Annotated in this window: 21 protein-coding genes; 11 read left to right on the plus strand and 10 right to left on the minus strand. The window is 43.7% G+C overall.

Translation table 11 applies throughout. The features are described 5' to 3' along the window. Window positions 1-66: 66 nt before the first annotated feature. Window positions 67-468 carry a GFA family protein gene (locus R8N49_RS00785; RefSeq protein ID WP_025768472.1) on the minus strand — a complete coding sequence of 134 codons (402 nt, stop codon included), beginning with the start codon at window positions 466-468 and terminating at the stop codon, window positions 67-69. A 200-nt stretch (window positions 469-668) separates the two neighbouring features. Between R8N49_RS00785 and R8N49_RS00790 the strand changes: the two genes are divergently transcribed. Together R8N49_RS00790 and R8N49_RS00795 are read left to right on the plus strand one after the other, a co-directional pair. After that, window positions 669-1,298, plus strand: coding sequence for a hypothetical protein (locus tag R8N49_RS00790; RefSeq protein ID WP_017635850.1), 630 nt, complete (start codon window positions 669-671; stop codon window positions 1,296-1,298). A 124-nt stretch (window positions 1,299-1,422) separates the two neighbouring features. Next, window positions 1,423-2,706, plus strand: a complete 1,284-nt coding sequence (locus tag R8N49_RS00795; protein ID WP_025768471.1) for a peptidoglycan DD-metalloendopeptidase family protein — start codon at window positions 1,423-1,425, stop codon at window positions 2,704-2,706. A 106-nt stretch (window positions 2,707-2,812) separates the two neighbouring features. Here the strand turns inward: R8N49_RS00795 and R8N49_RS00800 are convergent, their stop codons facing one another. Together R8N49_RS00800 and R8N49_RS00805 are read right to left on the minus strand one after the other, a co-directional pair. After that, the gene (locus tag R8N49_RS00800) at window positions 2,813-4,633 is read right to left on the minus strand and encodes a putative bifunctional diguanylate cyclase/phosphodiesterase (protein ID WP_005375494.1); all 1,821 of its coding nucleotides are present in this window, start codon (window positions 4,631-4,633) and stop codon (window positions 2,813-2,815) included. A gap of 183 nt (window positions 4,634-4,816) precedes the next feature. Then, on the minus strand, window positions 4,817-5,704 hold the full coding sequence (locus R8N49_RS00805) for a LysR family transcriptional regulator (protein WP_025768470.1): 888 nt from the start codon (window positions 5,702-5,704) through the stop codon (window positions 4,817-4,819). A gap of 105 nt (window positions 5,705-5,809) precedes the next feature. Here R8N49_RS00805 and R8N49_RS00810 point away from each other — a divergent pair, with 105 nt between their 5' ends. The 3 genes from R8N49_RS00810 to R8N49_RS00820 all read left to right on the plus strand — a co-directional run bounded on the left by R8N49_RS00810 (window position 5,810) and on the right by R8N49_RS00820 (window position 7,795). Beyond that, window positions 5,810-7,003: a multidrug effflux MFS transporter gene (locus tag R8N49_RS00810; protein WP_017821607.1), complete on the plus strand. Its 1,194-nt coding sequence runs from the start codon at window positions 5,810-5,812 to the stop codon at window positions 7,001-7,003. A 176-nt stretch (window positions 7,004-7,179) separates the two neighbouring features. Further along, entirely contained in the window at window positions 7,180-7,527 is a 348-nt protein-coding gene (locus R8N49_RS00815) for a hypothetical protein (protein ID WP_005375501.1), read from the plus strand. A gap of 133 nt (window positions 7,528-7,660) precedes the next feature. After that, on the plus strand, window positions 7,661-7,795 hold the full coding sequence (locus R8N49_RS00820) for a hypothetical protein (protein ID WP_017635854.1): 135 nt from the start codon (window positions 7,661-7,663) through the stop codon (window positions 7,793-7,795). A gap of 127 nt (window positions 7,796-7,922) precedes the next feature. Here the strand turns inward: R8N49_RS00820 and R8N49_RS00825 are convergent, their stop codons facing one another. The 3 genes from R8N49_RS00825 to R8N49_RS00835 form a co-directional block, all read right to left on the minus strand. Beyond that, on the minus strand, window positions 7,923-8,537 hold the full coding sequence (locus R8N49_RS00825) for a glutaredoxin domain-containing protein (protein WP_005385185.1): 615 nt from the start codon (window positions 8,535-8,537) through the stop codon (window positions 7,923-7,925). Window positions 8,538-8,580: 43 nt separating this feature from the next. Next, window positions 8,581-9,438, minus strand: a complete 858-nt coding sequence (locus R8N49_RS00830) for a DMT family transporter (RefSeq protein ID WP_005375542.1) — start codon at window positions 9,436-9,438, stop codon at window positions 8,581-8,583. A 464-nt stretch (window positions 9,439-9,902) separates the two neighbouring features. Beyond that, the gene (locus tag R8N49_RS00835; protein WP_005375535.1) at window positions 9,903-10,874 is read right to left on the minus strand and encodes a porin; all 972 of its coding nucleotides are present in this window, start codon (window positions 10,872-10,874) and stop codon (window positions 9,903-9,905) included. Window positions 10,875-11,483: 609 nt separating this feature from the next. On the opposite strand from R8N49_RS00835, the gene R8N49_RS00840 reads away from it, so the two are divergent. Together R8N49_RS00840 and R8N49_RS00845 are read left to right on the plus strand one after the other, a co-directional pair. Next, a complete protein-coding gene (locus R8N49_RS00840; protein WP_017821605.1) occupies window positions 11,484-12,542 on the plus strand; it encodes a porin in 1,059 nt (352 codons plus the stop codon). 220 nt (window positions 12,543-12,762) lie between these two features. Then, on the plus strand, window positions 12,763-13,377 hold the full coding sequence (locus R8N49_RS00845; protein ID WP_017635857.1) for a fumarylacetoacetate hydrolase family protein: 615 nt from the start codon (window positions 12,763-12,765) through the stop codon (window positions 13,375-13,377). On the opposite strand, the gene R8N49_RS00850 is transcribed toward R8N49_RS00845, so the two are convergent. From R8N49_RS00850 to R8N49_RS00860, 3 genes are all read right to left on the minus strand, one after another. Further along, the gene (locus tag R8N49_RS00850; protein WP_005385193.1) at window positions 13,374-13,685 is read right to left on the minus strand and encodes an AzlD domain-containing protein; all 312 of its coding nucleotides are present in this window, start codon (window positions 13,683-13,685) and stop codon (window positions 13,374-13,376) included. The two genes, R8N49_RS00845 and R8N49_RS00850, sit on opposite strands and share 4 nt — an antisense overlap. Further along, window positions 13,685-14,395, minus strand: coding sequence for an AzlC family ABC transporter permease (locus R8N49_RS00855; RefSeq protein WP_005375526.1), 711 nt, complete (start codon window positions 14,393-14,395; stop codon window positions 13,685-13,687). The genes R8N49_RS00850 and R8N49_RS00855 overlap by 1 nt, the downstream gene beginning before the upstream one ends. A 79-nt stretch (window positions 14,396-14,474) precedes the next feature. Continuing rightward, complete coding sequence (locus R8N49_RS00860; protein ID WP_005385198.1) at window positions 14,475-15,302, minus strand: AraC family transcriptional regulator; 828 nt, start codon at window positions 15,300-15,302, stop codon at window positions 14,475-14,477. Window positions 15,303-15,531: 229 nt separating this feature from the next. Between R8N49_RS00860 and R8N49_RS00865 the strand changes: the two genes are divergently transcribed. Further along, window positions 15,532-16,164 (plus strand): LysE family translocator, encoded by a 633-nt coding sequence (locus tag R8N49_RS00865; protein WP_318189850.1) that lies wholly within the window; start codon window positions 15,532-15,534, stop codon window positions 16,162-16,164. A gap of 79 nt (window positions 16,165-16,243) precedes the next feature. Beyond that, window positions 16,244-16,666: a GNAT family N-acetyltransferase gene (locus R8N49_RS00870; RefSeq protein WP_053307844.1), complete on the plus strand. Its 423-nt coding sequence runs from the start codon at window positions 16,244-16,246 to the stop codon at window positions 16,664-16,666. A 99-nt stretch (window positions 16,667-16,765) separates the two neighbouring features. Here the strand turns inward: R8N49_RS00870 and R8N49_RS00875 are convergent, their stop codons facing one another. Continuing rightward, complete coding sequence (locus R8N49_RS00875) at window positions 16,766-18,460, minus strand: phospho-sugar mutase (protein WP_186585187.1); 1,695 nt, start codon at window positions 18,458-18,460, stop codon at window positions 16,766-16,768. 330 nt (window positions 18,461-18,790) lie between these two features. Between R8N49_RS00875 and coxB the strand changes: the two genes are divergently transcribed. Then, window positions 18,791-19,954: a cytochrome c oxidase subunit II gene (coxB, locus tag R8N49_RS00880; RefSeq protein WP_005385208.1), complete on the plus strand. Its 1,164-nt coding sequence runs from the start codon at window positions 18,791-18,793 to the stop codon at window positions 19,952-19,954. Next, window positions 19,951-21,582 (plus strand): cytochrome c oxidase subunit I, encoded by a 1,632-nt coding sequence (gene ctaD / locus R8N49_RS00885; protein ID WP_005375510.1) that lies wholly within the window; start codon window positions 19,951-19,953, stop codon window positions 21,580-21,582. The genes coxB and ctaD overlap by 4 nt, the downstream gene beginning before the upstream one ends. Window positions 21,583-21,588 lie beyond the last annotated feature (6 nt).

Genomic DNA, 21,588 nt, shown 5'->3' on the forward strand with positions numbered 1-21,588 from the left:
TCAAAAAAATCTCACTTATAGGGTGTTTGTCCGAGCCAAAGTAAATATGTGAACGTGGATTGCCCGCTAGCAGATGTGTTCCGTTGTGCATTCGAAACTCACCCACCCGTGTTTCATTTGTTCATAGACTGAAACGGTAGGTTGGTGGAACTCTTTATCGGTAAATAGACCGACGGGAATGATCATGATTTCTGGGTATGCAGCAACGAACAACCTCATTGTCGTGCCGCAGGATGGACAAAAGTCATACTGAACCTCACTGCCATCATCGCCAATTCGGGTATAGCTAGTGACTTCACCGTTTAAAGTGACGTGCTCTTTTTCAAAGCGAGCTTGTACCCCAAAAACACTGCCAGTTCGTTTTTGGCATTCGAAGCAATGGCAGACAGACGTGTGGGTGGGCTCTCCCTTACAACGGATCTCAACTAAACCGCAGGCGCACTCGCATGTATGAATGGTTTTTGTCATCGTGATTACCTATTTGTCCCAATACACCAATAGACCTAGAGCACAGAGCTTGTGTCACTAGCTCGTTATGAGCTCTGGACTTGAAACTATTTGGATATAATCAGTTTAGTTTAATTTTGAAACACTTGAAGAGGTGAAATCATTTGGGTATACAATGGTATACTCGCTTTTCGTTTATACCTTGAAACAAGGAAGCTTTCATGACTCACAAAAAAATCCTGCCGATACCACTTATTCTACTTATTCCAATCGTTTTATTAGTTGTGGTTGTGATCGCGGGTGTTTATCGTTTTAGTTTGTCTGATGACGAGATCATGGCTAAGTTTCCTCAAACAGAAGTAGAAACTAACGTTATTGTGCAAGAGACGCTTGGTATCACTGCACGTAATCCTTGGACGATCCAAGTCCCCGAGCAGGGTGCGGTCACTTTTCTTGATGAGTGGGATAAAGAAAACGGCTATTTGATAGGTGACTATGATGCAGGTGCGACGAAAGGTCAGGTACTTGTCCCAACTGCGTCGATTAGTCAGCGTGAGATTGAAGGTGTTTCATGGGTTGTTGCACCGATGATTGTAACGACACAAGGTAGCGGTTCGTTTAACTATGTTGGCTTGTTCAAGTTTGACCCCGTGCCGAGCCGAGTTGTACTTTTAGACAGTATTTTTGTTGGTGACCGCGTGAAATTTACTCAGCTCGAATGGAAAAGTGATACAACTATCACGCTTTCATATTTAGCGCACGGTGACGATCAAGCAATGGCAGACACGCCAAATCAATTCAATTCATCCACATTACAGCGTGTAGGGAATAACTTACATATGCAACAGTGATGAATTTTTTTTGAGTTCTGTAAAAATTCAGTATTTTCTGCGCTAGATCTCGAAATTTCCTAGTGATTTCTTATTCGGGAATGCATAAGCTATGAGCCTTGTTTGAAAGGAGATAGTAATTCCCGTGTCTACAAATGAAATTACAAGACGGTTGCCGAATCTGACAAGTCGTAGAGCGCTGCTGTTATACTCCTTGCCAGTTTTAGTTGCGATTGGTGTTTCTCACTCTCTCAAAGAGTCATCTTTAACCAAAACCATCGCATTGAACCTACCTGAATCTCAGGTCGTTGAAAAAATTCTTGATGCGACAACTGCCGAAGTTGTCACTCCCCCGAACTTCGAATATCAAATCCAAGCAGGTGACAACCTAAGCACTATTTTTAGTCAGCTCGGTTTCGGTTACAGCTCGTTAATGAAAGTAATGGAAACGGATTTGAACTACTTGGCACTTGATACACTTAAGCCGGGCAATACGCTCCGTTTCTGGCGTGATGATGCGACAGGCGAGTTAGCGAAAATGGAACTGCAATTTTCTATTGCAGATAAAGTGGTCTACAAGCTGAATAGTGATGGTAGCTATGACTTTACTGATATTTCCATTCCTGGCGTGTGGAGCCAAGAGCCTTTAGTTGGCGTTATTCAAGGCAGTTTTTCTTCTTCTGCGAGTCGTTTAGGTTTAACGTCGGCGGAAGTGAGTCAAGTCGTAAGCTTACTCAAAGAACAACTTAACTTTGGACGTGACCTTCGTGCAGGTGATCGATTTGAAGTTGTTCGTCGCTCACAAAGCATCAATGGTGTACCAACAGGTAAGAACGAAATTGAGGCGATTAAGATTTATAATCGCGGCCGCGAGATCACCGCTTACCTTCATACTGATGGTCAATTCTACAATGCCAAAGGTGAAAGCTTACAGCGCGCATTCCAGCGTTACCCTGTAAGTAGCCGTTGGCGTATCAGTTCTGGCTTCAACCCTAATCGTTTACATCCAGTAACGGGGCGTGTTGCGCCGCACAACGGCACTGACTTTGCTGTACCAACCGGTACACCAGTCGTTTCTACTGGTGATGGTACAGTGATCATGACTCGTAAACACCCCTATGCGGGTAACTACGTGGTTGTTGAGCACGGCAGCAAATACAAAACCCGTTACTTACACCTAAGTAAGATTTTGGTGAAGAAAGGGCAAAAGGTTTCTCGAGGCCAGCGTATCGGTCTTTCTGGTAAAACAGGTCGAGTGACTGGGCCACACCTTCACTATGAGTTGATTGAATACGGCCGTCCAGTTAACGCTATGCGAGCAAATATCCCAATGGCGAGTTCTGTTCCTAAGAAAGAGATGGCTACTTTTGTCGCGAACAGAGATGAAATGGATAGACTATTACGCGATAAAGAGAAAGCAGTGCTGTAATAAAGTACTTCGCTTAAAAAACAAAAAGAGACTAAGCATAGCTTGGTCTCTTTTACTTTGTGCATTAACTAGATTTGAATTCTATGACAGCAGTCTGTTCAGTACGTTAGGCACTCCGCACTTCACGTTCATTTATCAGGTGTACGATTTCTTCAACACTGTGTGGACGAGAGTAAAAATAACCTTGGATGTAGTGGCAGCCCATTTCAATTAACTTTTGTAGTGCTCTATCGTCTTCTACGCCTTCGGCAATCAAATCCACATCAAGCAGCTCTGCCAATTGCGCTATCAAAAACACTACTTGTTCAGAGGTTGTATTTGAGAGCATGTTCTGCACAAAGGTAGCATCGATTTTGATGCTATCAATTGGATAATTGTGTATATAGTTCAAGCTTGAGTATCCCGTACCAAAATCATCCAGTGCGACTTTAAAACCCAAGTATCGCAACGAGTTAAGTACCATCTGTTCACGGCCACTTTGTGAGAGTAAGACGGTCTCGGTGAGCTCTATAACAAAGTCTTTTGCTTCGTGCTGATACTTTTCAACCATGTTGGTTAAGTGATTAATATAACGGTTGGAATCAACCAGCTCATACGCTGAGCAATTGATGGAGAGTTTGACTTTATAGCCTAGGTTCGCTTCGAGTTCTTGCTTTGCGATACACGCGAGTTCAATAATCCGTTCACCTAACTCGATAATCAGGCCTGATTGTTCGGCAGCTTCAATGAACTCCGCTGGAGAGATATTTCCATAGATATTGCTATTCCAACGAGTCAAAATTTCAAAGTAATTCCAGCGGTCGCTCGTGATATCGACGATCGGTTGAACCACTACATACAACTCATCGCTGTCTTGTATATCAGTACTTAGCTGGATTCGCATTGCCTCAATAAGCTGCGTCCTACGGTGGTATAAAGCACTAAGGTGTGTGTCGTAATGCTGAATCCGTGTATCGCGGTGTTTTTTACAATCTTTGAGAGCGAGACTGGCATTCAAAATCAGCTCATCGCTGTTCAACATATGTACTGGGGCACGTGCAATACCAATACTAACGGTGAAAGAAATCCGGTTAGATTTGTCGCTGTAGCCGCTTTCAATTTTGTCGAGTACTTCCTGACACACGGCGACAGGATCTTCGTCGTACGTGATGAAGGCGAATTCATCTCCTGCAACACGGAACGCATTGTTTGGCGACGACAAGCTCTGTTGAATGGCGTTAGCTGTGAACTTAATGATTTGGTCGCCGATATAGTTTCCGTTGATATCATTGATCGATTTGAAATTATCGATATCAAGATACGCCAAACTGAATGGGCGAGTCGCCTGCTGCGTTAATGTCTCCAAGGTATCAGCTAAACAGCTACGGTTGAGCAGTCCAGTTAGGTTATCATGCGATACCTCATAGCTAAGCTGATTAAGAAGCTTATCTGAACGTTCACTGACCCACTTTTCACGTAAGCTATGAATAATGACATTGGCATAAAATCGGTGGAAGTCGAGGATATCTTGCGCTTCTTTCGCGTGGATGCTTCGGGTAAAGGTAGACAGTAAAATTCCCAGAACTTCGCCATTTTGTGTCTTCAATGGCAGGCCAATGTAAGCTTGAATGCCATCTTCTTGAAACATCTGATCTTCAGGAAAACGCTTGTATACCTGGTCTTGATAGAAAATATGTTCGCCAATGTCTTTCGCCACTTTTTCACAGGGGGTGCCTGAAAGGTGGTAGCTTAGGTTGTCTGTAATTTTTCCATTGCTGGCGAAGGAAATGGTATGAGCCGAATGCTGAAGATGCGCAACTTCTACAACGCAAGTGCAATGGCTCTGCAAGTGTTGATGAATATCTAGCGTGACTCGGTTTAGCTGAGCCGTGCCGTTTAGCTTCAATATCTCATCAATTTTGTGGAAACTGATTTGTACCTGACCCATTGAGCATTTCACCTAGCGTTGTTATTTACATATCGTGTAAGACACGACGAATTATTATTTGATATGCATCAAATAAACTATCGGTTACTAAGGCAGATTTTTCAAATTTTGTGAACGAACAAATCATTATTTTCATGTTTTTATGCTTGAACCTTTTAAAGCTATAGCGATAAAAACGCTAAGCTAGGCGCGCTTCTCCTCTTCTAATCGTGATTTGAGATAATCGAGGAATAGCTTAGTTCGGGTATGCTGATAATCCAGCTTTGGATAGTAGGCATATACAGTGGCTTTATCCGCTGTGATATCGGGCAGGATAGGGACTAACGCGCCGGATTTGAGGTCATCTTTGATCATGACGTTGTTCGTCATCAAAATACCCATGCCTCTTTTGGCACCATGAAACAGCGCTTCTGGGTTGGTCGTGGCAAAGTTACCGGACAAGCTGATACGTTTGCCTCGATTTGTTTTGATTTCTCGTGAGGGTTTTTCTCCCCAAATCAGGACATTATGCTCTGTCAGATCCTCAACGCATTGTGGGGTGCCGTATTTTTTTAGGTAACTAGGCGCAGCGTAAAACTGGGCTTTATGTTCGAAAAGCGCAGTGGCTTTGAAACTCAGAGAGTTCAGTTGCTCTAATTCCCGGCTAATAAACAGGTCTAAGCTTAGCTCTGGCAATTGACCTGGTAGCGTTGTTGTTAATTGAAGTGTGATGTCTGGATATTTATCAAGAAAATCATCAAGATAATGAACTAGAAATTTAGAACCAACGGCCAACGTTGCCCCAATCTTTAATAGCCCCGCTGGTGATTGGTTGACTGAGCGAGTTTCATCTAATACCGATTGCCATGAATCAAGCTGACTTTTTGCTCGTTGATAAAACAGAGCACCAGCTTCAGTTTGGCTAATTGAGCGGGTCGTACGTTTGAGTAGTTGAACGCCAATTTTATCTTCTAGCCATTGAACTCGCTTACTGATAGCTGAGCTGGTGGTATTGAGTTTCCGCGCTGCGGCATTAAAGCTACCTTCTTCGACCACACGAATATAACTCTTCACGCTTTGAATCCAGTCCATTGTATCTCCTTGGGAATTAATTCCTTTCCAACTTAGCTGATTATCATCTTTGAGTATCAAATATACACTGTTTGCCATCAATCTGTCACAAAGTAGGAGGAACGTTTGCGTAAAACACCATTGTTATTAGCGATGATGATCATTGCCACAGGCCAAGTTGGCGTTAGTATTTATCTTCCTTCTTTGCCATTGATTGGTCATGACTTGAATTTGCCGCAACATTCGATTCAGAATCTCGTCACGCTATTTCTCGTTGGCTTCGGTATCTCTCAGCTTTTTTACGGCCCATTGTCTGATGCGATTGGTCGTCGGCCGGTGTTTATTCTGGGGCAAAGTGTATATTTAGTTGGTACGGTTATTTGCATCGCGTTTTCGGACAACATTGTTGCCCTTGAAGCGGGACGGTTACTGCAAGGCCTAGGAGCGGGCAGCGCTTCGGTACTTGGTCGGTCAGTACTGCGTGATAGTTATGACGGTATGCAACTAACCAAAGCGCTATCTTATATTTCAGTCACTGCTTCAGTGATGCCAATTATTGCTCCGCTGTTTGGTGGCTGGATCGCTTTTCACCTGAGTTGGCATGCTGTCTTCGTGTTTGTGCTGATTTACTTAATGGCAATTTTTACACTTGGTTTATTGGTGCTGCCAGAAACGCTGCCTTATCCGAAGAGAAAATTTAAAGTAGGCGAAGTAAGCGCGAACTATTTGCGTCTGTTAACGAATACACAAGTGATTGGTAGTGCGAGCTACAACTGGCTTAGTTATTTATCGGCTCTGGTTACGCTCTCCTTGTATCCATTTTTAATGCAACAAGAGTTAGGATTAACGGCGGCAGATTACGGCTCTTTGATGATCATACCGTCAGTTGGTTTGCTGACGGGTAGCTTAGTGCTGAATTTGATCAATGCTCGTTACAAAGCTCAGCAAATCTTGCTGATGAGTTTCGCGATTGTTGCTGTTGCTGGCTTCATGTTGTTGGTTACCCCCTTCAGTGTATTTTCATTGCTGACGGCATTCACGTGTTTAAGTTTTGCCCAAGGCATGTCATTCCCAGTATCGATCAGTTTGCTACTTTCGCCACATAAGCAACAGGCAGGCGCGGTTTCTGCGTTATCTGGCTCTATTCAAATGTGTTTAGCAGGTTTGTTTGGTGGGTACTTAGTAGACTCATGGGTTACGAATCAGCAGCAGCTTGGGGTGTTTTATTTGTTTATTGCGTTACTTTCTTGCTTTGTTCTTGTACTAAGCCAATTTCGTAAAGTGCCAGAAGGGACGGTTCAAGCAGAAACTTCCATCTGAATATACTTGCAACCAGAAGGTCGGCTTTCTAAAATGCGCAGCTAAATTAAGCTAGGCCTGTTGTGTATACTGAATGACTTGGTTTGAAAGGAAGAGGGCGAACCTTGATACTTCTCTCAAGCTTGGAATACATTTCTGCCCAATGGCTATCCGATCTCTAATCGTTAGGTGAAAGAATGCAACAAAACGAATTTGAAACACTGGTAAAAGAAATTACTCAGCAAGAAAGCATGCCAAAGGCACTTGAAATCTTGAAGGCGTGTGAGGAAGAAGAAGTTGCACAAGCGGCGCAATCCCTAACGGGTCAGTTTGGCCTTGCAGAAGTTGATGGTGAGAAACGTATTTACCATATTACCACTCAAGAAGATGAGTCCGGAGAAGAGCAAGAATACGTAGAGCACGTCATGAATGAAGGCGATCACTTGATCAAGTTTGCTGCGTGGTTCTTTGAAACATTCTTTGAAATCAAACAGAAAGATACGTACGTCGCAGCGGGAAAAACATACCAACAACCTAAGCGATAGACGCTCATTTCAAGAAATCCACGAAAATCAAACTGAAAGTTAATTACAAAATAAATGTGACTGGAGTCTTGTTTTTATCTAATTGTGGTGTAAAATTACAACATAGTTAAGTCAATACATTCAGGAGAAGGTCATGGGTAACGAACTTGGTGGTGCTTATATTGGCCAGATGATTGCAAAAGACGCGATGCACAAAGCGCTTTACGGTAAAGCGAAGAAGAAAAAAGCTTCTGTTTTTGCTCGTGTTATTAAAAAACTGGCGAAATAATTTAAAAAGCCCTGATTGAAAAATCAGGGCTTTTTGCTTTTCTCTGTTTTGTTGTTAGTAAGTAGCCAACATATTGCACAACATTGGCAAAACGCTACTCAAAGACTGATGACATTTAAATCTAGAATTACGCGGATTGGCTTGGTATCTCCACAACATTGTTAGGCACTTTATCTAGCCCCTTTGCTGATAACCACTTTTCTAAATCGTCAGCGCCTCCAATATATTTTCCATCTAACCAGATTTGCGGCACTGTTACCGGTGTTTTTTCGCCAATGATGGCTTTTACTTCAGGAATCATACGGTATAAGGCGGCGCTGTCTTTAACTACATCATGGTACTCATACTGAACGCCAGCCTCGTCAAGTAATTGTTTGGCTTTGACACAGTAAGGGCAAGTTGCTTTACCATAAACAATGTTGCCTTTTAGCTCATCGCGTTTTACCCACTCAGCAATAACAGACTGTACAAGTACACCCCGATTCAATGCTTCTCCTTGGCTGATAACTTTCCCTTCGACAAGAAGAATGGGTGCATGCCAAGCACCAGCTTTTAATGGTTCCCACCAGTGCGATAACCAATCTTTTACTTCAAGTTCAACGGGCACATCGGCTAATTCGTTTTCAAAAGTATCCTTTAAAATATCTTTGGTTAATGTACATTCACCACAAGGAATATTGACTTTGAATGGGCCCCAACTACCAGCCCAGCGATACAGTGTAATTTTGATTGGTTGACTCATATGGGTTCCTCATTTCCTTTCCTGAAAATATAGAACTTTTAAATTAGATTTTTCTTTCAACTAACTTTGTCTTTTTTGCTTCCCAATGCGTAATAAACGCAATAGATGCAATAATAATCGCAGCACCTAACCATAAACGACCAGGTGGCACCCAACCAAACACCAACCAACCAGCAACAACATTCAAAGGCAGTTTGGCGTGATCAAATGGTTGCACAAATGAGGCGTCTGCTACTGCATATGCTTTAACGATAGCCCATTGAGCGAGTGCTGTAAGTGCACCTGCGGCTAAAAGCACACCCCATATCGTCCACGTATCTGGCATAGTAAACGTCGGTATCGCTAACAAGATATTAAATGGTGTTATCAGCAGCAATAAATAGACAACCATGGTTGATGGCGGATCGTTTACCGACATTTTTTTAACCATTAATGAATACGCTGCCCAGAAAAATGCGGCGCCAACAGGGAGCAGGGTCGCCCATGTAAATGAGTCTGCCCAAGGCTCAAGAATGATCATGGCACCAACAAACCCCGTCAATGTAGCGAGCCAGCGTGCAGTACCTACTTTTTCTTTGAGTAACAAGCCAGAACCAACTGTGGCAAATAACGGGGAGGTCATGAGAAGTGCAATACCTTGCCAAATTGGAACTGGGTAAGCGAGAGCCCATAACCAAAGTTGAATCCCGATAACAGAGAGAAAAATGCGGAATGCATGCCAGCCAAAGTGTTGGGTTCTTAAAGAACGTCTAATCCCAAGTGTACGTAGGTAGGGCAGAATAACAAATAAGGCGATTGCATATTGGAATAACGCAAATGTGGTGGAGGAGACACCAAAGTTGATGCTAGCAATTTGGGCGAAGCTGTTCACTATGGCGAATGCCAAGCCAGCTGTTAGCATCCAGGACGCACCTTGAACAGGATGATGATTCAATTGAAAAATTCCAGTTTGATAGAGGTGGCGGGATCATACGTCCTATTGTTTTTCGCGCCAATAAAAAAATGCCTCCCAGAGGGAGGCGACATTACCAATTCAAAGGACGTGCCTGTTATAACAGGTACAAAGAACGAGAAGCACAAACGCTGCCATGCATTTGCATAAATAACATTGCAGAACACGTGCCAACTTTTATGTGTTTGATTTTAAATGGTTTTTTGGTTTTTCTATGTTGTCGATTAGATGAAATGCACTAACTTAGTGATCAATCGCATTAAAAGAGGGCAGAAGTAGGCGTCGTTACGGTCGTTTTTCATTGCTGAGCGATGCTTGGATAGTGTGAAAACTTATCGAGTTATGTTGGGTTACATAAAAAATGGCCAGCAAAGGTGCTGGCCAAGTGGACTCGCTCTTAGGACAAGAGTGAATTAGAAATCGTAACGTACGCCTAGGCGCAGTGTATCTTCGCCTTCTGTTACTAGACCTGTTGTTGCATCTTTTGCTTCATCAAGTTGGTTGATGTAGTAAGACAGGTAAGTACGGAAGTTGCTGTTTAGTTTGTAGTAACCAACAAGCTCGATACCTTCAACGGTGTCGTACTTTGAACCGTTGTCTGGATCATTCTCTTGAGCTGTGTATAGAGCTGCAAGTGTCACTTTGCTTGCTACTTTGTAGCTTGCGACTAGCTCGTAAGCCGTAAAGTCTTCAGAGTCAGTCAGGGAACCTTGAGAATAAGTACCTGCTAGGTAAAGGTTGTCCATCGAGTAAGCGATACCACCTAGAATTTGATCTTCAGAGTTATCTTTATCTACATCGCCACCAGAGTATGCAAGACCAAAGTCGAGGCCCATTGGTAGTGAGTACATTCCAGAGATGCCGTATTTATCTTCGTTATCGCTAGAGTTTGCTTGGTAGGTTGCTTGAAGTTGTAGTGCATCAAACGCACCACGGTATGCGAAAACGCTGTCTTGCTTATCAGAAGACGAATCAATAACTTGCTGAACACCAGAGAATTCAGTGATATCCGTCATGTCAGAGATGATGACGGCAGCCATGTCTTGACGACCTACAGAGAAAGCACCGATATCAGAGTCGACGCCTGCATACATGTAGCGGTTTTTGAATTCACTCTTGCCCGTTTTTTGTTCGGCTTCGTAAACACCGAAAGCAGAAAGGCCGTTGCCGATGTCTGTTTTACCTTTTAGGTTTAGACGAGCACGGCTTTTATCTTCCATGGAACCTTCAACTTCAGCACCGTCTGAACCGATGAAGTCACCACGAAACTCAACGCGGCCGCCAACTTTTAATTCAGTACCGTCGTTTTTGTATACAGTTGCTGCGAATGATGGTGCTGATACCAATGCTGTAAGAATTGCAGTAGTTAGTGCTGCCTTTTTCATTTTCTTATTACCCTAGTTGTAATCGATGGGCTTTCTTGCCCGATGTGTTGATGACGCTAAGGTAAAGGCTGAAAATGAAAGATAGATTTCTGTTAAGTTATGATTTGATTGCACTTTTATTGCTGGAAAGAATAAGTTCCCCTTCTCATACCACTTATAAAAAGAAAGGTTTATCTTTTTTGAGGTTTTTTCCTCTCCGTTAAAGACTGTGTTTTTTTCAAAAAGTTCCTGAATTGCTTCTTGACCCTAAATGTAAGTAAACATTTCAATTTGGCAGGGAAGTTTGGCCTAAAAATAGCGAATCATCAGCTATTTGTGAGCTAACTCTCTCTAAAGCATTTCTTATTGTAAGGTTTTTATTTCTCGATTTCTTAAAGACTAAGTAAACGATTGCTTTTTAGGTTTTGTCTGAGATCTTTTCACTCGGTTGTCAGGAACTAATCAAATAAAGTGTCGGCAGTTGTTACACAAAGGTAAAAGTAATCTGGTGGAAACGATGCCTCGGATAGCCTTTGTATTCCTCTCTTTGTTCATCATTTCGTTTTTACGAAAGTGAACCAAAGCCGGGTCTAAAACTGACTAACCAACTAATAAGTAATGGATTTAGAAATGAATAAAAAATTATTAGCAGCGGCAATCGCGGCAGCAACCTTCGGTACTCAAGCAGTTGCAGTGGAACTATATAATAACGATGGCACAACATTTTCGATGGGCGGCCACGTTTCTGTTAATTTAAATGGATCAGAGCAAGGTGACACGGATGTGGGTACTAACTCTCCTCGTATCAATATCTCTGCGACACAGGATTTGGGTAATGGCTTCACCGCAGACGCACGTGGTGAATGGGCGCTAAACTACTTAGACGGTGGTGAAGAGTCGTTTAAAACTCGTCTAGGTTACTTAGGTATAACACATGAGGTTTATGGTCGTGCAGTAGGTGGTACGCAATGGTCACCTTACTACGATGTCGCAGGTATTGCAGATATGCCAATCGCGTTTGCCAACGACTTCATCTATGACGATCATGGAAACCTTGGCACTGGCCGTGCGGATAAAATGCTTTCTTACCGTAATGCCATCGAGCTGGGTGAAGCGGGTGTGATCAACTTTGGTCTTGGTTGGCAGGGTGCAAACGATGATTACACGCGCAACGATGCTGGAGTTATAACTGGCGGTGCTAAATACGATGACCGTGTGCAAGCTGCGCTTTCTTACTCAATCATGGGCGCTAAAATCGGTTACTCTTACAATGGCGGTGATTTCCAGCACCCTGCATATGCAGGTAAGCACACGGCGGAATCACACGTTGTATCAGCATCTTACGGTGCGTACGGCCAAGGCCTATTCCTTGCTGCAGTTTATGGTTCAAACGAAAACATGAACTTCAGTGCAAAAGGTGACCGTTTAGAAGAAAGTGATGCGTACGAGGCGATCATCGCATACGCTCTGGCGAACAGCCTAAACTTGAGTGTTAACTATGAGATGGTGGAAGGTAAAGAGTTTAAGAACTCTAAAACAGAAACTGCTCGTGAAGAAATGGCACTACAAGCAGAATACAACTTCACGCCTAAATTTGTTGGTTACGCGGGTTACCAGTTTGACCTAAATGACGACAATGGTCGTGAAACTGATGACAAATGGGCGTTAGGTGCTCGTTACTACCTATAATAGGATTTAGCGAGAACTATTATTCAGCTCATTGATCTAAAGCCAGCCTCGTGCTGGCTTTTTTGTCTATTTGTTTTACAAATACTTTGCTGTTTCAATTAGATGATACAAAACTCAAAACGGGGTGAATGTCTTATTTTTTACACTAGAGGTTGCTATTTAGTGTCGTTAAGTCAATAGGTTAGATTATGATGGGATTTTTGTTTTGCAGGGAAGAATGATGAGTGTTATTCAAGTTGAAGAAAAGAAAGTAGAAGTGGGTAAAGTGCTTTGTGTTGGACGAAATTACGTTGAACATATTCATGAGCTTAATAATGCAATGCCTGAGCAAATGGTGGTATTTAATAAACCCGCAACTTCCGTATCAACAACTCTGCGTTCATTCCATCAAGAGCCCCTTCATTATGAGGCTGAAATCTGCTTTTTGATCAAGGATGGACGTTATTCAGCGGTTGGTTTGGGATTGGATCTGACCAAGCGTGGTTTGCAATCCTCGCTTAAAAATCAGGGGTTGCCGTGGGAGCGTGCTAAGGCATTTGATGGCTCTGCTGTGTTTAGTCGGTTTGTCTCTTTGGATAACATTGATATCAATGATCTTAACCTTGAGCTCTTAATCAACTGTGTTCGTGTACAAAAAGGTCACGTTAACCAAATGCTCTATCCGCCGCTAACTATCCTGGATGAATTAACCAGTTACACAACACTTCAAGATGGCGATGTAGTGATGACTGGTACACCAAAGGGCGTTGGTGAGGTACATGAAGGTGACATCTTCCTTGGTCGATTAAAGTGTGGCGATGTCACCTTGTTGGAGATTGAGTGGTTGGCGGATTAAAGCCAAATTCGTAGAACGAGAAATACCACCATACTGATAACCGTCGTTAAAAGAACATTTTTAGTAAAATACGCGATTAAAGCAGCCAGTACGGCAGCCAGTAAAAATGGGTTTTGCACATTGACGCTGAGCTCCCCATCGGGAATGAAAACGATCGGTGCCCAGATCGCAGTCAGTACTGCGGGGCTAGCGTAATTGAGTACTTTTTGAGTGCGCGTCCCTAATCGCAATGGTAGCTTGGGTTCTAAAAACAAGTAGCGGCTGGTGAAAACAAGTACCGTCATCAGCAAAATAGCCAACATGATCATTAGCGTTTCTCCTTTACTTGTTCCACAAAGTAACCAGTAAGCATGGCTAAAATGCTCGAAATCATCAAACTTCCCTCAATTTGATAATAGGTTAGGGCAACTGAGCTCACCAAAGCCACAATAACACTCGCGAGCACCGCTGCATTTTTAATGGTGGGTACTACTATCGCGATAAAAGTAGCGGCTACAGCAAATTCCAAACCCATTTCGTTCAGTTCAGGGATTAGACTTCCCGCAATAATGCCCGTCAATGTCGCGACATTCCAAAACAGGTAAAAACTCAGACCAGCCCCAAGTGCATACCAGCGATTAAATTGTTTATCGGAATGGTGGCCTACAATCGCAAACAGCTCGTCAGTAAGTAAGAAGCCGAGTGATAATCGCCATTTTAGAGGGAGCGGTGCAATTTTACTGCGCATCGATACACTGTAGAGGAAGTGTCGAGAGGTGATAAAAAACGTTGTCAGTAACATGGTCACTAGACCTGCTCCCGTTTTAATCATTCCCATCGCGACGAGCTGTGCAGAACCTGCGAACAAAATGGCGGATAGTGCTTGTCCTTCCAAAGGGTGAAGCCCAGTATCAATTGCGAATGAGCCTGCGAGTAAGCCCCAAGGGAGCACTGCGATACTCAGAGGCATCATCGCAAGTGTACCTTGCCAAAATAGCGTGGCTTTTGATTCTTTTTGTAACGGCAAAGTGTGGTCCATAGTTTCTTCTTATTTATTCCTAAATCAGATTACCAAGATAGCTCGGTAGTCGCATAACGCCTTGTACAATATTGCTGCTTTAGCTGTGACGGACGTATTGGCCGGGAGTGACGCCCATGGCTTTTTTAAAGTGTCGATGCAGATGGCTTTGATCATGGAAACCGCATTCTTGTGCCACGTCTGAAATTTTTTGTCCCATTTTTAATAGCTTCTTCGCCATACGTAAACGTTGCTGAATTTGATAGGCATGAGGCGGAAAGCCAAATTGCTTTTGAAACTCTCTCAGCAGATGAAAAGGGCTTAATCCAGACAGTTTCGCGAGTTCTTCTAGTGAGACGTCCGTTTGTGGAAAGTCTTCCAAAAATTCTCTGACGAGCTGCACTTGTCGCTGAGCTCTGGTTGACTCTTTCAGTGGTGCCCGATGAGTGCTGTGTTTACTGGCTAGCTTGATCAACGTGCCGTAAACCAAAGTTTCTCTCAATAAACGGTTGTCTGATTTTTCTAGTGTTTCAAATACCAGTCGTAACTGACTAGCCAGCTCAGGATCGTAAACCACAGGTTGAGGGAAATAGGGCAGAGCTACATTTGGTGAGCCAAGCTCTTGTCCTAAAGTTTGAAACTGCTGAGGTACGGGGTACATTGCTTTGTATTCCCAGCCGCCTTCCGAGGCTGAATGCCCGTTGTGTACTTCATCTGCATTAACAAGGATGATGCTGTCCTGTGGCGCGATATGATTCCCGCCCGTCCTAAAAAATTGTTGTGCCCCTTTTTCGATGACACCAATAGTGTAACCTTCGTGGCTATGGCGTGAAAAATTCTGCTTCTCATACTTTGCATCGAGAAGCTCTAAACCTCCGAGCTCTTGAGCTATCTTGAAGGTAGCGATTTCCTTATTCTTTTCTTTCATCTTTATCCGGTCTGCTCAAGAAAATCATTTTAGAAGTGTAACGGATCCATCGTGCTTATTTTTGTACAAAATTGCTATTCGATTTTGATAAACAGGCGAATTGATTGCTATTTTTCGGCTGGGCAAACTATGATTTTTATTTTTTGATTTATCTTGGCTATTTTGGGCTGGATGATGTCATTTTGTTGGTATAACATTCGCCGCCTTGTTGTAGAAAAGCGGTTCCATCATGATTGATTTATCTGTACTTCCTGTTTATCTCACCGCAGTTGTCGCCTTATTGCTCTTACCAGGGCCTGATATGTTGCTGATAGCTAGCTCAAGTATGAGTTACGGTAAGAAGGTCGGTCTTTTTGCTAGCTTAGGCAATGCGACGTCTGGTGTTATTCTTACTTTGCTTGCTGCGATGGGCGTATCTACCCTGATTGCCATGAGCCCAATAGCCCTTAAAGTCCTTCATCTATTAGGTGGCGCTTACTTGTTAAAAATGGGTTGGGACTGCTTACGAGCTGAGGCATCTTCGGCTCCAGAGCTTGATGGTCAAAACAAAATGGCATCAACTTATTATCAGCGTGCTTTGATGAGTAATTTGCTTAACCCTAAAGCCTTGGTCTTTTTTGTGATGTTTTTGCCTCAGTTTGTCTCAAGCAATATCACTGCATCTTCCGGTGAGCAGATGCTAGCGCTAGGGTTATTGTTGAACGTTCTTGGCTTGTCATTCAATTTATTACTTGTTGGGTTAGCAGGCACATTGGGCAAAGGGCTGCTCGAGAACGAAAAATTCCGCACGTATCAACATAAACTAGTGGGGTTAGTGTTTGTTATTCTGGCGTTGTGGATGCTGAGTAGTTTCGCCTTGTAAAGTTATCATATTCCATCAGAAAGCCAGCAATTGCTGGCTTTTTGTTTTAGGATATTGGTGTTTCCTAAGGAGAGGGTATATGAAGCTTGAATTTTGTTTAAATCCAGATCAAACAGACCTTGATTTTGTTCGTGAAGGTATTCGATCTTATAACCGACTGCATTTACCAGAAGGGGAAGTGCATGCTGTAGGCTGTTTCGCAAAAGATGAGAATGGCAAGATCATGGGTGGCTTGACTGGCGAAATGTTTAAAAATACGGTGTTTGTTGAGTTTTTGTGGGTAGACGCTGAAAGTCGAACCTCTGGTCTCGGTAGCCAATTAATGTCGATGCTAGAACAAAAAGTAAAGCCTCATGGGGTTACCCATGTTTATTTGGATACCTACAGCTTTCAAGCTCTTGAGTTCTATATCAAATTAGGTTTTGAGAAAGTGGGGCAGTACTCAGGCTATCCTGCAGAGGGCATCCACAAGTACTTTCTACAAAAGGAAATTGTAGGCTAGGGAAAGCACGGGTTAGCTTGACTTGTTCTAGTTAAAATCAAAAAAAGAGGCGCGAATTTGCGCCTCTTGTTGTATAAAATATCTATGTTTCTCTTTGACTTACAAACTTTGCTGGTGCGCGTCGATAAGTTCGTTCATCTTCGCTTCTGCTGCTTGCTGTGCTTGTTCATAGCTCATATCCGCAGGGAAGAGGTTGATGACTTCGTAGTAACATTTTAGTTTTGGCTCAGTACCAGAAGGACGAACAATCACGCGTGATTGATCTTCTAGGTGATAAATCAATACGTCACTTGCTGGTAAGTCAATGGATTCTTCAGAGCCGTCGTCAAACATGCGAACCGATGTTTTAAGATCTTCGGTTACTGCAACTTTTTTACCAGCAATCTCTGTTGGTGGATTTGCTCGGAGTTTGTCGCCGATTGGTGGAGAGTTCGGGTCGAGAGCGATGCTGCGTTGCGCGTTGAAGTAGAAACCGTGCTCGCGGTACAGCTCTTCCAGTTTATCCCACAGTGTTTTGCCTTGCGCTTTAAGCTTGCCTGTTAGCTGTGAAAACGCGACGATTGCAGATAAACCATCTTTATCCCACACCTTGTTACCCACGGTATAACCGAGCGCTTCCTCATAAGCAAACAAGAATGGGTTGACTTCTGTCTCTTGTTCCATGGCAACATTAGTAAGCCATTTAAAGCCAGTTAATGTTTGATAGTATTGTGCGCCATGCGCCTTAGCGATGCTGCTCAGCATTCTTGAGGATACGATGGTGTTGCCAACCAAAGCGTTAGGTTGCTGTTCCAGCAAGTAATCGCCAAATAGTGAGCCCACTTGGTCGCCGGTTAACATCTGATACTCGCCATCTGGGCGTCTAACTGCCACGGCAAAACGGTCTGCATCTGGATCGTTAGCGCAAGCGATATCTGCATCTACGGACTTACCTAATGCCATCACCATATCCATTGCACCGGCTTCTTCAGGGTTTGGGAAGTTGACGGTTGGGAAGCTTCCGTCAGGTTCGCGCTGTTCCTTAACACTTGCCACTTTTTGGAAGCCTGCGTCGACAAGTAGCGTTTCCGCCATATTCGCGCCAACGCCATGCATTGCGGTGTAAGCAATAGATATATCGGTATTGTTGTCAGGAGTAAGCAGCGCGTTTTCATTCATTGTCTTACGGTAAGTTTGGTAGTAGTCGTCTTCCAACCAAACTAACAAACCGTGCTGTTTTGCATCATCGAGAGACATTAAAGGTAATGGCTTCGTTGTTGCGTCATCAATTTTCGCTGCGATTCCAGAGTCGTGTGGAGGAATAATCTGTGCGCCATTTTCCCAATATACTTTGAAGCCATTGTATTCTGGTGGATTGTGGCTGGCAGTAACAACAACAGCGGCCGCAGCATTCAATGTACGGACACCAAACGCAACAATTGGGGTTGCTGCAACGTCATACGTTAGGTAAACCTTGATACCAAGGGCCGTCAGTACGGATGCGGTATCATGCGCGAATTGTTTTGAATCGGGACGACCGTCGTAGCCAATAACGACACCACGACTCGCGGCATCTTTGACTTGCTCAAGCAAATAGTTTCCTAAACCAGTGGCGGTCTCTTGAATCACCAAGCGGTTCATTCGGTTTGGACCTGCGCCCACTTTGCCACGTAAGCCTGCAGTACCAAAGGCAAGGCGTGAGCCAAAGCGATCAGTAAGTTCTTGTTCATTGTTCGTATCGACGAGGTGTTGTAGCTCTTCACGAGTCTTAGGATCAGGGTCTCGTTCTAGCCATTGCGTAATTAGTGCTGTCATATCAGTCATTCCTTAGTAGGGGGAGCCTACTTTCTTGGACACTTCGTTTGGTAAGTATCTCAATGTTTTCTTTTAAATCAATGTAAATGGTTCTCAATTACATTTCAAAGAGGGCAATCGATAAACCGAATTAATTTTTCTTATCCGAACAAAATTTAATCATATTTAATTTCTTGAAGAACCTTGGAACTATAACTAGCCTTTTAACATAAATATAACAAACCGTGTCGAAATCGTAGTTTTTGTGATTTTTCGTAAAGTTGTTCGATATTTGCATCGGGACGCAAGGAAGCTCGCGTAGGCGTAGCGTCTGAGCAGAGGAGAGATCTTTTGAAAAGATTAACGACTACTCTAGCCTTATCACTGAATGTGATTTTAATCACATTTTCCTCTTTTGGTTGGTCAAAGGAAAATGACTACAACATGACAAAAGGGGTCACAGAGATAAGTGGGCAAGTGTATGAATTACATATGCTGATTTTCTATATCTGCTGTGTAATTGCTTTGATTGTTTTTGGTGTGATGTTCTATTCCATCTTCCGTCATCGCAAGTCAAAAGGAGCAGTTGCAGCACATTTCCATGAAAGCACAAAAGTGGAAATTATTTGGACGGTCATACCCATCATCATTCTTGTCGCTATGGCGATTCCCGCAACAAAAACTCTAGTAGCAATGGAAGACACAAGCCAATCGGATATCACGGTCAAGATCACAGGCTCGCAATGGAAATGGCATTACAGCTATTTTGGTGAAGATGTTGAGTTCTTCAGTTTGCTTGCCACCAGCCAAAAACAAATTGATGGAATCGAAGCTAAAGGCGCGCATTACTTACTGGAAGTAGACAACCCTTTGGTGTTGCCTGTGAATCGCAAAGTGCGTTTTTTGATGACTTCTGATGATGTCATTCACTCTTGGTGGGTACCAGACTTTGCCGTCAAGAAAGACACCATTCCAGGTTTTATCAATGAAGCATGGACAAGAATTGATGAGCCAGGCGTATATCGCGGTCAGTGTGCGGAGCTATGTGGTCGTGCACACGGATTTATGCCAGTGGTGGTGCATGCAATGGAAGAAGAAAAGTTCGATGAATGGCTAGCGAGTAAGAAGGAAGAACTCGCGCTTCAAAAAGCGGCGGCACAAGAAGCGCTCTCTCAAGACTTATCTATGGACGAATTGATGTCGCAAGGCGAATCGATATACACGGCGCGTTGCGCTGTGTGTCATCAGGCAAATGGTGAGGGGATTCCGGGTGCATTTCCCGCGATTAAAGGCAGTCCTATTGCAACCGGAGATGTTACAGAGCACATAGATATTATTGTCAACGGTCGCCCGGGCACCGCAATGCAGGCTTTTTCTAATCAGTTAAGTGACAAAGAAATTGGCGCGGTTATCACATATCAACGAAATGCATGGGGCAACGATACTGGCGATACAGTGCAAGCATCCGATGTGAATGCCTTTAAGGCACAAGGCAGTGCTAAGGAGGAAATATGAGTAAGCCAATAGATAAGGCAGTGAAGTCTGCGCCAGCAGAAGCCAGTGCGAACAGTACCATTGCGATCGATGATGGTCACGAGCATCATGCACCCCAGGGCATCACTCGTTGGTTGTATTCTACAAGCCATAAAGACATAGGCACCCTCTACCTTTGGTTTAGCTTTGCGATGTTTCTAACAGGTGGTGCGATGGCAATGATCATTCGTGCCGAACTGTTCCAGCCAGGGCTACAGCTAGTCGATCCGCAGTTTTTTAATCAAATGACCACGGTACACGGTTTAGTGATGGTATTTGGTGCGGTGATGCCAGCATTTACGGGTCTTGCTAACTGGATGATCCCGATGATGATCGGCGCTCCTGATATGGCGCTGCCGCGCATGAACAACTTGAGCTTTTGGATCTTACCTTTTGCATTTCTTATTTTGTTGAGCTCGTTGTTTTTACCTGGCGGCGGTCCTGATTTTGGTTGGACGTTTTATGCTCCGCTGTCCACGACTTATGGACCAGATAGCACTGCGCTGTTTGTATTCTCTGTGCATATCATGGGTATCAGCTCCATTATGGGCGCGATCAACGTTATCGTGACGATCGTAAATATGCGAGCTCCGGGAATGACTTGGTTCAAGTTACCAATGTTTGTTTGGACTTGGTTAATTACCGCTTTCTTGTTGATCGCGGTTATGCCGGTACTAGCGGGTGCAGTGACCATGGTTCTTACTGACAAATATTTCGGGACTAGCTTCTTTGACGCAGCTGGTGGTGGTGACCCGGTAATGTTCCAACACATCTTTTGGTTCTTTGGTCACCCAGAAGTGTACATCATGATTTTACCGTCGTTTGGAATCATTTCCGCCATTCTGCCTGCTTTCAGTGGTAAGAAGCTGTTTGGTTATCATTCGATGGTTTACGCGACGTGCAGCATTGCATTGTTATCTTTCCTTGTGTGGGCGCACCACATGTTTACCACGGGGATGCCAGTTTTTGCTGAGCTCTTCTTCATGTATTGCACTATGCTGATTGCGGTACCAACGGGGGTTAAAGTCTTTAACTGGGTTGCCACCATGTGGCGTGGAGCTCTGACATTTGAAACGCCAATGTTGTTTGCCATTGCCTTTATTGTGCTTTTTACTATTGGCGGCTTCTCGGGACTGATGTTGGCGATTGTGCCGGCGGATTTCCAATATCATGACACTTACTTCGTGGTTGCCCATTTTCATTATGTGTTGGTATCTGGTGCGGTATTCTCGATCATGGCAGCGGCATACTACTGGCTACCTAAGTGGACGGGCAATATGTACGACCACAAGCTGAGTTTATGGCATTTCTGGTGCTCAATTATTTCCGTCAATGTCCTGTTTTTCCCAATGCACTTCCTAGGCTTAGCAGGCATGCCAAGGCGCATACCGGATTACGCCATTCAGTTTGCTGATGTTAATCAAATAGTATCAATTGGTGGGTTTGCATTTGGGTTGTCACAACTGATCTTCTTATGGTTGGTGATCAAGTGTATTCGTGGCGGGGAGAAGGCTTCTGCAAAACCGTGGGAACGTGCGGAAGGCTTAGAGTGGACAGTGCCAAGCCCTGCGCCACATCATACGTTTACTACACCGCCTAAGATTGACTAGCAAGTG

The organism is Vibrio sp. 1978 (genome assembly GCF_033344345.1).